The 13737-nt window shown below is 57.0% G+C and carries 19 protein-coding genes; 17 read left to right on the forward strand and 2 right to left on the reverse strand.

Going from position 1 to position 13737, the window contains the following annotated elements:
* Window positions 1-13 precede the first annotated feature (13 nt).
* The 17 genes from ACTG2B_RS12790 (at window position 14) to mltF (ending at window position 11506) form a co-directional block, all read left to right on the forward strand.
* Complete coding sequence (locus tag ACTG2B_RS12790; protein ID WP_139741490.1) at window positions 14-217, forward strand: hypothetical protein; 204 nt, start codon at window positions 14-16, stop codon at window positions 215-217.
* On the forward strand, window positions 214-924 hold the full coding sequence (locus ACTG2B_RS12795; protein WP_139741489.1) for a hypothetical protein: 711 nt from the start codon (window positions 214-216) through the stop codon (window positions 922-924). The genes ACTG2B_RS12790 and ACTG2B_RS12795 overlap by 4 nt, the downstream gene beginning before the upstream one ends.
* Entirely contained in the window at window positions 900-1307 is a 408-nt protein-coding gene (locus ACTG2B_RS12800) for a hypothetical protein (RefSeq protein WP_236761315.1), read from the forward strand. The genes ACTG2B_RS12795 and ACTG2B_RS12800 overlap by 25 nt, the downstream gene beginning before the upstream one ends.
* Before the next feature lie 41 nt (window positions 1308-1348).
* Window positions 1349-1612 carry a hypothetical protein gene (locus ACTG2B_RS12805; RefSeq protein WP_439996001.1) on the forward strand — a complete coding sequence of 88 codons (264 nt, stop codon included), beginning with the start codon at window positions 1349-1351 and terminating at the stop codon, window positions 1610-1612.
* A complete protein-coding gene (locus tag ACTG2B_RS12810; protein WP_139741487.1) occupies window positions 1602-1913 on the forward strand; it encodes a hypothetical protein in 312 nt (103 codons plus the stop codon). The genes ACTG2B_RS12805 and ACTG2B_RS12810 overlap by 11 nt, the downstream gene beginning before the upstream one ends.
* Entirely contained in the window at window positions 1910-2125 is a 216-nt protein-coding gene (locus ACTG2B_RS12815) for a hypothetical protein (RefSeq protein WP_439996003.1), read from the forward strand. Before ACTG2B_RS12810 ends, ACTG2B_RS12815 begins: the two co-directional genes overlap by 4 nt.
* Before the next feature lie 16 nt (window positions 2126-2141).
* Entirely contained in the window at window positions 2142-2267 is a 126-nt protein-coding gene (locus tag ACTG2B_RS12820) for a hypothetical protein (protein ID WP_439996004.1), read from the forward strand.
* The gene (locus tag ACTG2B_RS12825) at window positions 2264-2650 is read left to right on the forward strand and encodes a hypothetical protein (protein WP_139741485.1); all 387 of its coding nucleotides are present in this window, start codon (window positions 2264-2266) and stop codon (window positions 2648-2650) included. Before ACTG2B_RS12820 ends, ACTG2B_RS12825 begins: the two co-directional genes overlap by 4 nt.
* 183 nt (window positions 2651-2833) lie before the next feature.
* The gene (locus ACTG2B_RS12830) at window positions 2834-3097 is read left to right on the forward strand and encodes a hypothetical protein (protein WP_439996006.1); all 264 of its coding nucleotides are present in this window, start codon (window positions 2834-2836) and stop codon (window positions 3095-3097) included.
* 7 nt (window positions 3098-3104) lie between these two features.
* Window positions 3105-4289 carry a DNA sulfur modification protein DndB gene (locus ACTG2B_RS12835; RefSeq protein WP_439996008.1) on the forward strand — a complete coding sequence of 395 codons (1185 nt, stop codon included), beginning with the start codon at window positions 3105-3107 and terminating at the stop codon, window positions 4287-4289.
* Between the two features lie 94 nt (window positions 4290-4383).
* On the forward strand, window positions 4384-5631 hold the full coding sequence (locus ACTG2B_RS12840) for an AAA family ATPase (RefSeq protein WP_139741483.1): 1248 nt from the start codon (window positions 4384-4386) through the stop codon (window positions 5629-5631).
* Between the two features lie 10 nt (window positions 5632-5641).
* A complete protein-coding gene (locus ACTG2B_RS12845; protein WP_139741482.1) occupies window positions 5642-5824 on the forward strand; it encodes a carbon storage regulator in 183 nt (60 codons plus the stop codon).
* A 79-nt stretch (window positions 5825-5903) separates the two neighbouring features.
* Window positions 5904-6065, forward strand: coding sequence for a hypothetical protein (locus ACTG2B_RS12850; protein WP_162518382.1), 162 nt, complete (start codon window positions 5904-5906; stop codon window positions 6063-6065).
* A 260-nt stretch (window positions 6066-6325) separates the two neighbouring features.
* A complete protein-coding gene (locus ACTG2B_RS12855; protein WP_439996009.1) occupies window positions 6326-8284 on the forward strand; it encodes a cobaltochelatase CobT-related protein in 1959 nt (652 codons plus the stop codon).
* 201 nt (window positions 8285-8485) lie between these two features.
* Window positions 8486-9043, forward strand: coding sequence for a response regulator transcription factor (locus ACTG2B_RS12860; protein ID WP_162518380.1), 558 nt, complete (start codon window positions 8486-8488; stop codon window positions 9041-9043).
* Complete coding sequence (locus tag ACTG2B_RS12865; RefSeq protein ID WP_162518379.1) at window positions 9024-9863, forward strand: tyrosine-type recombinase/integrase; 840 nt, start codon at window positions 9024-9026, stop codon at window positions 9861-9863. The genes ACTG2B_RS12860 and ACTG2B_RS12865 overlap by 20 nt, the downstream gene beginning before the upstream one ends.
* Window positions 9864-10021: 158 nt before the next feature.
* Window positions 10022-11506, forward strand: a complete 1485-nt coding sequence (gene mltF / locus ACTG2B_RS12870) for a membrane-bound lytic murein transglycosylase MltF (protein ID WP_005344877.1) — start codon at window positions 10022-10024, stop codon at window positions 11504-11506.
* 372 nt (window positions 11507-11878) lie between these two features.
* Here mltF and ACTG2B_RS12875 read toward each other — a convergent pair whose 3' ends face one another.
* Window positions 11879-12103, reverse strand: a complete 225-nt coding sequence (locus tag ACTG2B_RS12875; protein WP_005333789.1) for a zinc ribbon domain-containing protein — start codon at window positions 12101-12103, stop codon at window positions 11879-11881.
* A 124-nt stretch (window positions 12104-12227) separates the two neighbouring features.
* Window positions 12228-13724: a ribosome biogenesis GTPase Der gene (gene der / locus ACTG2B_RS12880; protein WP_005333794.1), complete on the reverse strand. Its 1497-nt coding sequence runs from the start codon at window positions 13722-13724 to the stop codon at window positions 12228-12230.
* Window positions 13725-13737: the final 13 nt, after the last annotated feature.

The raw sequence follows: 13737 nt of genomic DNA on the forward strand, positions 1-13737 counted from the left end.
CCAGAGGCAGCCAATGTTCCAGCCAGTGACCGACCCCACCCAACACCCCGCCTACCTTGGCGATGGCGTCTATGCCTCGTTCGATGGCTACCAGATATGGTTGCGCACCGAGGCCATGGATGGGGTCAACGAGATCGCCATAGACGATCAGACGTGGGTGGCATTGGTTGCCTACCGTGACCGGCTGACGGTCACGCATAACGAGAGCCAAGAATGAACCACGTATTTATGAACGCCGTGGTGAGCGGCAACGCTACCATCCTTGCCAACGAGGACATCAGCGAGCTGGAGTCGCTGGTCATGGAGAGTCACGGGATACCCAGGGTGGTGAGTGCCGAGGTGTTCGACCGCTTCTCCGAGAACCAACGCATGAGGTTGATGGTCAAGCACGGTCTCTACGTCTTCCCGACCATCGAGCTGGCTGACTGGCTGGTTGCCGAGTGCTGCTGGCAATCGGTCATGGAGATTGGTGCAGGCAACGGCGCATTGGCCAAGCACTTGGGCATCAGAGCGACCGACAACTACAGCCAAGCCCCTGACTACCGGCCCGAGCCCAAGCATCAACAGCTGTGGCTACAGGGGCAGGAGGCGATGCGTCAGATGGGCCAAGCGTTCGTGACCTACGGCGGCAACGTGGAGCGGCGTGAGGCGATGGATGCAGTCATCAAGCACAAACCCGAGGTGGTATACGGCCTGTTCATCACCCACAAGTATCGGGCTGGCGACAAGGACGGCAACGTATTCGGCGTGGAAGAGGACAAGATCCTGCGCCGTGCCGACTACATCATGGTGGGCAACGCATACACCCACCGCAACAAGCGCATCTTGTCGCGACCCCATCACGAGCACCAACTCACTGGGCTCATAACCCGCAGTCGTGATCAGGAACTGAACCGGATATGGACTTGGAAGAAAGCGAAGTAACGGAAGGGCTCACACCTGGGCTCAGTTACATGAAGGGCAAGAAGCAATGGGTCGCCGCCTACAAGGGGCAGCGAATCACCTATAGCGAGAACCGGTTCGGCGCGGGAGCGAAGCTACTTGCCGAACGGGCACTGTTGGCCATGCAGGCTGGCACCTATGACGAGGTGAAGGACAACTTGCTGTTCAAGCAGTCGTACAAGATAGACCTCGCCGCCAAGATGCTGAACCTGCATGTGGGTGAGCTGCGCCGCTGGTTGTTGACCGGCGTGGTACGTGGCAAGGAGATCACCCCGCCAAGAAGAGACGACTACAAGGGAGCAGACAGGTTCACCGGATACGAATTGATCGTGGCACGGGAGAACCTAAAGGGGATTACATGGTAACGCTAAGAATGGGGCAGCTGGTTGAGGCCGGTGAGCCCGTGATGGATGAACTGCCCAACGAGATAGGCGTGTGCCTGCACATAGACGGTGAGCATTACGGCCTGCTGTTTCGGGGGGGGAGCTATGACGAGTTCACCCAAGAGCAACTGGCCGAGTTCAAGGTACGCCCGTTGAAGGTGGTCGATGAAGTGGCCGCTGAACACACGTTCGTGGGGGTGGTGGATGCGATGTATTGTGTCAGCCGTGGCCAGTTCCTTACCTTCACATCATCGGTTTTCCCGAACGGGAGGCCGTATGCGGACTAAGTTCGACCGGTTGGAGTTCTTCATCCACCCGATGGCGCAGGACTTGGCCGACTTGGGCAAGGACTACGACGACATCGCCGAGCAGATGGCCAAGATGGGGGTGACGCCGGAGGACTTCGGCCACCAAGCCATTGAGGAATGTGGCGAGCTGCATCTAAGCGTGGTGCGTGGCAAATACTGGGGGCCAGGGTACTCGGTCATGATCACCCGCCTCGACAACGGGCAGGTGGTGTCGATGGGTGAGCGCCTGACCCCCGAGGAAGTGGACGAGTTGATGACATGGATGGAGGATCAATTGTGACTAAGCGATTAACTGGGGTGAAGTTCGCCGAGCATGGCGAGATAGTGCCCACCGATAACGGAATGCAGGTGCAATTAAACGGGCAGCACTTCGACCTCTCTGTCGAAATGGCGGATCAGCTGGCCACTGGCCTGCGTAGCTTCATCCAATTCAAGGACGGGCTAGATCTGGAGGCCAAGACCGTTCTTCCTGTTCCCACTGGATGGGCTTGATGATGTCAACTTCCTGATGACCGAGCTGGAACAGGCGGGCCTGATGCCAAGCGGCTTGGTGCCTGCCACCGTGACCGTCAGGGATGATAACGCCCTCTTCGTTACGGCACTGCCACCCATGAATGGCGAGGTGCTGCAATGACCGAAGAGATCATTGGAATGAACGGCGTCCAGCTGGCCGATGACGAGCAGATGTTTATCCAAGATGGCAACCTCGTTTCTATCCGGCCAAGTGGGATGCACGTTATCCCGCTGGACGATCTGCCCACCTTCATCATCGCCTTGCAAGAGGTGGTCAAGTGGCATGGTCGGGAGACTGACCCCGAGGCCCAGCGCAAGATGCAGAAGGTGTTCACCATCCCAGTGAACAGCATTGGCGAGGCCGAAATGTATATGGCGGTCTTGCAGATGTTCAGTCTTGTACCAAAGGATTGCGTGTTAGCGGGAGTGAAACCTCGCGCTGACGTTGACGCAGTGTATGTGAGCCCCATACCCAAATCATTGATGAACGGTAAGGCTCAGTAAGTCCACCTTGTAGTAAGTAGTGTCAGTTTTCCCCGCCTTCGTGCGGGGTTTTTTGTCACTGCGTACACGGTTTTTAAAGAGCCCCTAAAGGGTCTCTTAAATCTTGGGCTGACCAATCCGGTCGGCCTTTTTAATGGGGCCGGTTCCTTTGGGGACTGGCCCTTTTCACATCTGGAGAATGCTATGAACGCAAAAGTAGAAACCACCCTGTACGCCAACATCACCGACCTGTTCGACATCCTCAAGGACTTCAACAAGGCCAAGGTCAGACTGACCGGTCGGGGTGCCACCAAGGATGTCATGGGCTGGAGCCGCACGGCGAGTGAGCACGTTTGCTTTGGCTCGGTGACAGGGCGCACCACCGAGCAGAGCTTGCGTATGCACCTGTCGAACCTGCTGAACGAGGACATCGACCACCTCAAGCAGGAAGTGGGGCATAAGGGCTGATGACGCCGTGCTGTCCACCGTCAAGGCGAACCTCTTGGTGTTCAAGGGGCAAGCCAAGCATACCGCCCTGGGTCAGTTGGACGAGCTGCAATCCAAGAGCTTTATGGAGGCAGTGGGCGCACTTCCGCAGCCGACTGAGGGGGTGAGCGAAGCGAGCACCCCGAAGGAGGCGGAGGCCAAGGGGGACGAGTGGGTATTCAACGTGCCCGCCTTGCGTGGGTTGCAGGGTGGCCGTGCTTACTACGCCGTGACCATGCCCTATCGGGTACTCGCCCGTCTGTTGCAGATCCAGACCGGCTTTGCCGCTATCGAGCGAGCCCAACGTGAAGTGAACAAGTCTCGGGTGACTGACCTTGTGGACTACATGGGCCAAGCGGGATACGCCCTGCCAGCCCTGACTGGGTGTGTCGAGGGTAAGGCCGAGTTTACCGGCGACCACATGGGCACACTCGCCATCGACATGGGAGCCAAGATCTTGCTGGCTGATGGCCAACATCGGGCGAGTGCCATCGTCAGCAAGGTGGAGAGTGACGCCGCGCTTGCGGGTGAGTCGGTAATCATCCAGTTATATACCGGCCTCACCTTGGACGAACGGCAGCAGCTGTTCTCTGACCTCAACAGCAAGGCGGTCAAGCCGAACGCCTCGATCAACAACCTCTACAACCACCGCAAGGATGGCAGCCAAGTGGCTCGGGCCGTGGCCAACGCCGTGTTCCCTGGGCTTATCGACTTCGAGCGCACCACCTGTGGTGGCCGCAGTGAGTTCCTGTACCCGTTCAAGACGCTCATTGATGCCAACAACGTGCTGATGGGGATGCGTGACGGCGAGGCGTGGAGCGAAGAGGCCAAGGTTGAAGCCCTCAAGATCTGGGCGTTGATCATGAAGCGGGTGCCGGTCACAACCGCAGCCGGTTCAGGGGATAACGTGGCCAAGCTGCGTGAAGGCTCGGTGCTCGGCACTGCCGTGGGCCTGATGGTGCTGGTCTGGGTAGCCAAGGTGCTGATGGAACAGGAGGGATTGAACGGGCTCACTCACCTGCGTAAAGCCGACTGGGACAAGGGTTGGTTCGGTTGGCAGGGCAACGTGATGTTGGGGGCCAAGATGATTAAGAACGGCGGCAGTATCAAGGATGGTGCCCGCGCCGTGTTAAGCCTGCTTGATATGCCTGTTACGGGCGTGTCCGGTAATTGAGTTGTTTATGATCAACGTCTTTGGTTGTGTGATAGCAATCACCCAAAAAGATATGGACTTGGACGTTATGTTTTCTTAATGTGAGGGTAGTCAAATGAACGATGTAAACAATAGCCTTATGGAACCAGCCGCAGTCGCCTCGTTAATCATTGAAGCCAGCAAGCACGTCAACAAATCGTGGCAGGAGCTGGCCCACTTGGCGTCCAACTGGATGGTTGCCCAAGGGCTGGAGACACCGATAAGCCAGCAGGATCTCGCCTCGCTGGCAGCTTGCATGATGTTCACCGGCAAGCCCAAAGCCCCAGACGCTGGCGACCGTGACTCGTTCTTCGAGTTTATCGGTGTGAAGCAGAAGCCCAAGGAGGACTTGGGCGCTGGGGTGGCGGTGGAGATAGACGGGTGCAAGGGTATGCTGCGTTACCGTCTGGCCAAGGACATGTTCGATACCACGCTACGTGTCCCGATACCCACCATTGAATGGGCTGACCAAGCCCCGCACTCCGTCCCCCAGATCAATCCCTTCTACGAAGTCACCCCCATCTTTCACGATGTCTTGACCGCCATGGCTATGGGCTTTCGCTCATGGCTGTTCGGTCATACCGGCACCGGAAAGACGGCGGCTATCAGGGAGATCTGCGCACGGTGCAGCTTGCCGCTGGTGCGGATCAACTTCGATTCGGAAATGACCCGTGCTGACCTCGTTGGCAAGACCGAGTTGCTCAACGATGGCGGCACGACCGTGAGCCGGTTCATTGAGGGTGTGCTGCCCCGTGCTCTCCCGCACGTTGGGGTGGTGCTGCTCGATGAACTGGACTTCATCCGGCCCGACCTTGCCTACGTCATGCAGGCGGTGCTGGAGGGGGATGAACTGGTGCTGACAGGTGATAACGGTCGCCGTGTACCGGTGCATCCGCAGTGCTGGATAGTGGCCGCAGCGAATACCTGTGGCCAAGGTGATGATGTCGGCCTGTACCGAGGGGCGCGTGAGCAGTCCGCCGCATTCCTCAACCGGTTCCAGACCTTCATCGAGTTTGAATACATGGAGTGGCCCAAGGAGGCGGCCTTGCTGGAGCGTGAGACCCGCCTGCCTACCCACATCTGCGAGAAGCTGTGCCTGTATGCCAAGGAGCATCGGGAAGCGTTTGGCAGACGTGAGGTGCTCACTCCGATCTCGTACCGTCAGTTGGTCACGATGGCCAACCGGATGATGTTCATGTCCCAACATGCAGGCGTGTTGCCGCAGGACGGAGTATGGGAGGCCATGGAGTTGGTGGTCTTCAATGCCATGCCTGCACATGAGCGCGTCAAGATGACGGGCATCGCACAACGGTTAAGCATATAAGGAGGATGTGATGGGTTTGAAAGTCAGAATGATCCCCGGAGAAAAGGTTGTCGTTGGGGAGTTTGTCATCACCCTGGATGGGTGGCAAGGACGAGGAGCCAAGATAGACATTGAGGCTCCCAAGCATATCGACATCAACAGGCTCAAGGTATGGGCCGCCAAGGAAGGAGAGAAGAATGCTGTCAATAAGTGAGCTGGTTCAGCATGGAGATCGGGGTGATTGGTATCGGTTCTTTCGCCGTTCTCGTTGTCACGAAACCTTGGAGACTGCAATGAAGCGGGTCGAGCGTGAGCTTGAACAGAGCGGTGCCAAGGTGGCCAAGCTGGCTGATATGTACCTCGCTTATGACGACCGTGAGCAGGAGCTGTACCGTGAACGCGCCCCGTTGCTGCGTAGGGATGCGCCCAGAGCCAAGAGCTGGGGGTACTTCTAATGACGGCTCCCCCCTTCGTTCAATTCAAGCAGACCCACAAGGAACTCAAGATCATGTGTGACGAGTGCAAGGTGGTGTTTACCCAAATGACCGAAGAGACTAGACCAAGGACGTTCGTGACCTGCCCGTGTGGCCGGTCATCCTTCGACTGGGGGGACGGGTACTACACCCGTTCCATTGGTAAGGCGAAACGAATGTAACCGAGCGGTAGCAACGGGGGCCAAGGCGGCCCCCTTTTTTTATGTCATGGAGATATGAAAATGAACTCGACCGATCTGGTAATTGAGTGCAATGCGATAGCCCGCGTGTTGGGCAGATCACAGGTGCGCGTAGAGTTTGCAGGGAGTGAGGCGTGGAATGACGGCTCCCTGATCCGCCTGCCCGAGATAGCTGCGGGCAAGGTAAGTGACGACAAGGTAGCGATGATGCGTGGCTATACCGACCATGAGACTGCGCACTCGCTGTTTACTGACTTTGAGTTTTTCCGGCAACACGACAAGACCAAGGCCGACCAGATCAACTATCTGGAAGACCCACGGATCGAGGCGGCCTACCAGCAGCAGTACTCTGGTGCATGGAGTAGCTTGAACGCCATGCGTCATGTGTCCGCACAACTCCAGCTTGATGCACTGGCCAAGGTGCCGCCGCATCTGCTCGACTGGGGGCGGCTGATCTTCGGGGCGGTCAAGTGGACGGCCTCCCAGATGATGGGCCACGGTGGTGACGTACAGCGGCAATTGGTGGCCATGATACCGGAGCAGTACCAGCCACTCGCCAGCGAGTTTGCGACCCGCTCGATGGCGGCCAAGAGTACCCAAGAGATAGCGGCGCTCGTTGACGAACTGCGTGAGCGGCTCAATTTTGAGCCGGAGCCACAGAAAGCGCCTGAGCCCGAGCAGGAGCCAAGCGAAGGGGATGACAAGGACGAGGGCGAGGATGGGCAGCCCAAGGGCATTGGTGAGGATGGAGAAGGTGACGAGGGCCAAGAGGATGGCGGGGATGGTGATGGCCAAGGAGAACAGCAAGCGCCGCTCATTGACGAGGCGGCCATCCTGAGCGGCATGGCCAGCCGTGAGGTGGGCTTGCCCAAGTTCAACCTCCAACTGTTCGAGTACAAGCACGATGACGCCCATGTGTGTGGCGTAGCCTTCTCGGCCAAGGAGAAGGTCGCCATCAGTCCGATGGGTTCCCATGCCAAGAGCATTCTCAAACGTGCGCTGATAGGTGTTGATGACAGCCGCTGGCTGGGTGGCCGTGTTCATGGCCTGCTCGATGCCAACGACTTGGTGCGGGCCTACCAAGGCGAGGATGACGTTTACCGGCTGCGCACCAAAGACCCCGAGCTTGATACCGCCGTCACCCTGCTGATTGACATGAGTGCCAGCATGAGGGGCGAACGGATTGAGTGGGCCACCAAGACGGCGCTGATGCTGGGCGATGCGCTCGACTCGCTGGGTGTGCCGCTGTCGATCCTGGGTCACACCACCATGGCGCTGAACAACTACGCCCTCTACCCCAAGGCCGATGTGGATCAGGTGTTCGAGTTTGCCAACGACAAACGCCATCCCCAGCTTGCTTCATTCAAGTTCCAGAACGCCGACCAGACCGGACGGAAGTTGAAGGGCGGGCGAACTGGCAAGGTGGTTGAGAGGCTGGCCATCAAGGCGTATGAGCGGTATCAGCTGGGCCACTCACTCAACGCGGACGAGGTGTACGCTCTCGGCTGCGCGTTGACGAGTGCCCAAGGGTATATCTCATCCGACCCGTTGGTCATGTTTAATTTGTTAGGGTTTGGGGTGAGAATAAGAAACGCCCGAGACGTGATCGAAAGGTTGCCCTATTTAGTGGGTGTGTACGGAGCCAATAACATCGACAACCGCGCTATTGAATTTGCTGTCAATAGAATTAAGGTTTGTAAACAGAAGCGGAAAATTATTCTAATGCTATGTGATGGCTTTCCATATGCGCGTGGAATGCTATCTAAATCATTGAATAATTATACTATTGCCGCGACAATCGAGGCACGGAAACAAGATGTAACAATTATTGCGATTGGTTTTGGCGAATCTAAAGTTGCAGAGATTTTCCATAATCATGTAGCATTAGCCTCAATCGGGCAGATGGAGGATGTTGTTCTTTCTGTTGTCAGAGAAGTGTTAAAGGCGTCACAAACCAGCTCGAAGTGTACTATGGTTGGTGGTGCGGGGGTGAGAGTATGAAAGCTAGACCGGCATATAGGATTAGGTTGAGCTGGATTAGGATGGCTCCCGTGCATAGGCGAAGTCTCGTTAAGAACCCAAACTGGTGGGTGCTTGTCGCCCAGCGGGTCAAGTCAGGTGTGAAGATCGAGGATGCTATCAGCCAAGTGGAGAGCGAGTGCGAGGCTAGATTCGCGGCTCGCAAGGCAAATGGAGTTTAAAATGGGTGATCTAGAACTAGAACAAATTCTGCACAAGTTTCAAGGTTTGGAACTGCAAAACCGCGTATTGGATAAGAAGTTTTCCAATCTGCTGGAAGACCACGCCAAGGCGATGGAGACTATCGGGAAGCTCGAAACGAGCCTTGCTGAAATGCGTCAGCACTTAGCGTCATTTGGCGCAGCTCCATGCCATGATAACGACTCGCTAAGTATTCTTAGCGACCTAACTCCACGCCAACACGTAATCCTTTTGCTGTTTATTGAAGGGTTCAATTACGACCAGATGGCTCAACGAATTGGGGTCTCGATTAATACAATCAAGACTCAAGCCAAGGCCATCCGTACCAAGTGGGGCGTGGACAATCGATCCGACCTGATATTTAAGGCCCGCCGTGCCATCGGTAGCGTGGCTGACAATGTGTATGTCGAGATCAGCGGTGGGTTGCCGAAAAACTGGGGTGAAGAGTACGCTCACCTAAGCAAGGATGAAGACCCACATTACGCATTATACCGGCCAAGCAAGGGAAGAGGTGCTGGACATGAAGACGAGGATGATTGATGGCGAGGGCTTGCCGACCATGATGGACGCTGCCCTGCGCTACCTATCCGATAGAGAAAGGTCGTACTCGACCACTCATATCGTCTCGAAACTGGCCCCTTTCTGGGGTCAGTTTCGTTTGGTCGATGTGAACCAGCGGACGATGGACGACTATGCCAAGGGGCTTACAGGGATGGCCCAGGCAACCAAGGCGCGGATGTGCAGGCAGGCCCGCACGGTCTACCTGTACGGGTGCCGTGAGTTTGACCTCGCGCCCAAGGGGATCAAGGTGCCAACCGAAGGCAAACACCGTGCTGAATTTCTGACCAAGCCCGAACTGACCAAGCTGTTGGAGGGGCTGACGGATGAAGCCAGGGCCATTGCAACCTTCATGGTCTATACCGGCGCACGGTATTGCGAGGCCCGACTGGTAGAGGTGGATGACCTCAAGCAGATGGGCACGGCGTTGATGTGCCGACTGCGCCACAGGAAGGGCAGCGAGACGCTTTGGCGCGAACGCTGGGTGCCGGTGCATCCGAAGGTACAGGAAGAGATCCGGCAGCACGGTAGCGTCTCTGGTGCACTCTGGCGCAATGGCCAAGGGAACCGCTGGCACAAGGACGCGACAGCGCTACGCAAGCAGATGAAGAGGGTAGCGGCCAAGCTCGGGTTCGAGGCTCGGCCCCATGTGCTGCGGCATACCTTCGGGACGCTACTGGCCAATGAGGGGGGAGACCTGCGGATACTGGCGGAACTGATGGGCCATGCCAGCTTGCAGCAGACCCGAACCTATATCAATGCGGGGAATCAGGAGGCCGCCGCGCTGGTCGAGAAGTTGTGATGCTTTTAGATATTGGAATCACCCAACTAGATAGGGAGGGCTAGTTTGGATAGAGCAAGATAAGCTCAGATATGGTATGTTATGTTTTGCCGTTCCCCCTCAATCACTTATCGAACGCCCTTATATTCTCTGGTATAAAGGTGCCTCTTTTTTGACAAATGCCGATTTTTTCAACAAAGGTACTCACCTACTTGCGCTGCATTTTTCGACTGTTTATCGGGCTGTTGTTGACGCTGACGCTGGTTGGCTGCGACTTCTATAGCCCCTCCAGCCAGCTGGAGCAGATCCGCCAGCGAGGCGAGATCCGGGTTGGCACCATCTATGGTCCCACCTCCTATTACCAGCGTGATGACCTCGCCCAGGGGTTCGATTACGAGCTGGCGCAAAATTATGCCGACTGGTTGGGGGTGAAACTCACCATCATCCCGGTCGACACCACTGACCAACTGGTCACCCTGCTGAAAAAGGGCAAACTCGATCTGGCTGCGGCCGCCATCATGGTCACCCCCGAGCGACGCGAGCTGTTTCGCTTCGGCCCGGGCTTCTACCAGGTCTCCCCCAAACTGGTCTACCGCAACGGCAAACCCAAGCCGGCCTCATTGAACGATATCAAGGGCAAGCTGGTCGTTGCCGCCGGCTCCACCGGGGAAGATCTGCTCAAAGAGATGAGCAAAGAGAATCCGAAACTAGCCTGGAGCACCAGCGACAACGCCGATGTGGAGGAGCTGCTCAAGCAGGTGGTGGATGGCAAGATTGACTACACGGTGGTGCAAGATACCGTGCTGGCCCGTACCCAGCGCTACTACCCGGAGCTCACCGAGGGGCTGACCCTAGCCCAAAAGCAGACCGTTGCCTGGGCCATGAGCAAGCTGCCCGATGACAGCCTCTATGCCAGCGTGATCGACTTCTTCGGTCAGCGCTTTATGGATGGTGCCATCGCCAAGCTCGACGAGAAGTACTTCGGCCACGTGCAGAACTTCGACTTTGTCGATACCCGTACCTTCCTCAAGCGCGCCAAGAGCCTGCTGCCCAAGTACCAGCCGCTGTTCCAGACTCACGCCAAGAATATCGACTGGCGTCTGCTCGCCGCCATCAGCTATCAGGAGTCTCACTGGGACCCGCAGGCCCGCTCTTACACCGGCGTGCGCGGCATGATGATGCTGACCGAGCCCACCGCCAAGGCGATGGGAGTCAACGACCGGCTTCATCCGGAAGAGAGCATCAAAGGTGGCTCCCTCTATCTGCAACAGATGATGGAGAAGGTGCCGGATTCGGTGCCCGATGATGAGAAGGTGTGGTTTGCCCTCACCGCCTACAACATCGGTTACGGCCACATGATGGATGCCCGCCGCCTGACCAAAGAGCTTGGCAAGAATCCCGACGCCTGGAGCGATGTGAAGGAGGTGCTGCCGCTGCTGCAACAGGCGCGCTGGCACCGCAAGGTACGTTACGGCTATGCCCGTGGCAGCGAGGCGCGCAACTATGTCAACAACGTGCGCCAGTATTACCAGAGTCTGCTCTGGCTCGACAACGAGCAGCAGAAGGCACATCAGCGGGAGAGTCTCGACAACGACAGCGAGCCCGAGCTGGCCGAGCGCCCCACCGCCATTGCCGAAGTGGTCAATCAGATCACCATGCGCTAACCAGCCATTATTCGGCTGTTTTCACGCAAACTTCTCTGTTACCATCGATTCACATCGGAGCCTATCCGAAATCGCATTGTTTTCATTATGTTGAGAGATTAAATAACAGCAATTTCGGATGGGCTCCATCAATGACCCAAGGCCGGGATGGCCAACTGAGTTGGGAGGAGACCAAGATGCAAAAACGTAGAAAAATCAGTCTGGTCAGAAAAGCGAAGTGCAGCTGGAGCCCCAGACGCAAACTCAAGCTTAATGACATCAAGCGCAACCTGTGGCGCAGAAATCGATCCTATACCCTGCTTATTGCAGAGCACACAGCATAAACCCGGCATTCGCCGGGTTTTTTATCTTCTTTCTCACCTGAATACTGTCTTACACCAGCGCCGCCTTGAACTGTACCGACCGCTTGGAGATCAGCGAGTTGCAGTGGTTGCAGAAGTAATCCACCGCGCCGCACGCCTTGAGACGCTCCAGCTCCTGCTGGCAGGTGGGGCAGATGGCAGTAACCCGAACAGGGGCCTGGCACTGGCCACAGGTTTGCTCCTTGCTGCGGGTATCCAGTTCAGCCTGGCATGACGGGCAAAGCAGGGCTTCCATAATCAACTCCTCGAAAAGTGGATCTGCCATGGTCTTGTTCCATGGCAGATCCCCCTCCCCTTATTCCTCACCTTAACATGGCGAGGATAACAAAGCGGCTGCCGGTGAGGGCAGCCGCAAGGACTTATTTCTTCTTCATTTTCAGCAGGCGTTTGCGCTGACGTTCCTGACTCAGGGTCATGGTGTTCTTCTTGCCTTCAAACGGGTTGACCGACTCCTGGAACTCGACCCGGATCGGCGAGCCCATGATCTTGAGGGACTTGCGGAAGTAGTTAATCAGATACCGCTTGTAGGAGTCCGGCAAGTCGTTCAGCTGGTTGCCATGGATCACGATGCGCGGCGGGTTGTAGCCACCGGCGTGAGCATATTTGAGCTTGACGCGGCGACCATTGACCATCGGCGGCTGGTGATCTTCCTGCGCCATCTGCATGATGCGGGTCAGCATGGCCGTGCTGGTACGACGGGTGGCGGACTGGTAAGCCTCCTGAATGGATTCAAACAGATGGCCGACGCCACTGCCGTGCAGGGCGGAGATGAAGTGGACGCGAGCGAAGTCGATGAAGCCCAAGCGACGATCCAGCTCGTTCTTCACATCCTCTTTCACCTTCTGATCCAGACCATCCCACTTGTTCACCACCAGCACCACGGAGCGACCGGCGTGGAGCACATAGCCAAGGATGCTCAAGTCCTGATCGGTGATGGTCTCCTGGGCGTCGATCACCAGCAGGCAAACGTTGGCATCTTCGATAGCTTTCAGGGTCTTGATAACGGAGAACTTCTCCACCGTCTCGTGCACCTTGCCACGACGACGCACACCGGCGGTGTCGATAACCACATACTTCTGCTCGTCACGCTCCATCGGAATGTAAACGGAGTCACGGGTGGTGCCGGGCATGTCATAGACGATGACCCGATCTTCACCCAGCATGCGGTTGGTCAGGGTAGATTTACCGACGTTGGGACGGCCAACGATGGCGAACTTGATGGGCAGGTCGGCGAACGGGGTCTCCTTGGTGTCCTCTTTGGTATCGAGTTCACCGGCAGCCACCATGCGCAGCAGGGCTTCTTCGTCGAAGTCCTCCTCTTCCTCATCCTGCGCATCTTCATCGGTAGCGGAGTCGACCAGGGTCTCCAGATGGGGAGCCAGGGCCAGTTCCAGCAGGCTCAGCACTCCACGACCGTGGGCGGCCGCGATCTGGTAAACCTCGCCCAGCGCCAGACCGTAGAACTCGGAGACCGCGGAATCACCGTCGATACCGTCGGTCTTGTTGGCCACCAGAAATACCTTCTTGTGGGCCTTGCGCAGGTGCTCGGCAATGGCTTGATCCGCCGCGGTCAGACCGGCACGGGCATCCACCATGAACAGCACGACGTCCGCTTCTTCGATGGCCAGCAGGGATTGCTCGGCCATCTTCAGCTCGATCCCCTCTTCGGTGCCATCGATACCGCCGGTATCGACCACGATAAATTCCAGCTCGCCCAACTTCGCCTGACCGTATTTACGGTCCCGGGTCAGACCGGGAAAATCGGCAACCAGGGCATCCCGAGTACGGGTCAAGCGGTTAAACAGGGTGGATTTCCCCACGTTGGGGCGGCCCACCAGGGCTACTACAGGAGTCATAAAAGCCTCATTC

This window comes from Aeromonas sp. 30P, assembly GCF_051919805.1.
Lineage (GTDB): Bacteria > Pseudomonadota > Gammaproteobacteria > Enterobacterales > Aeromonadaceae > Aeromonas > Aeromonas veronii.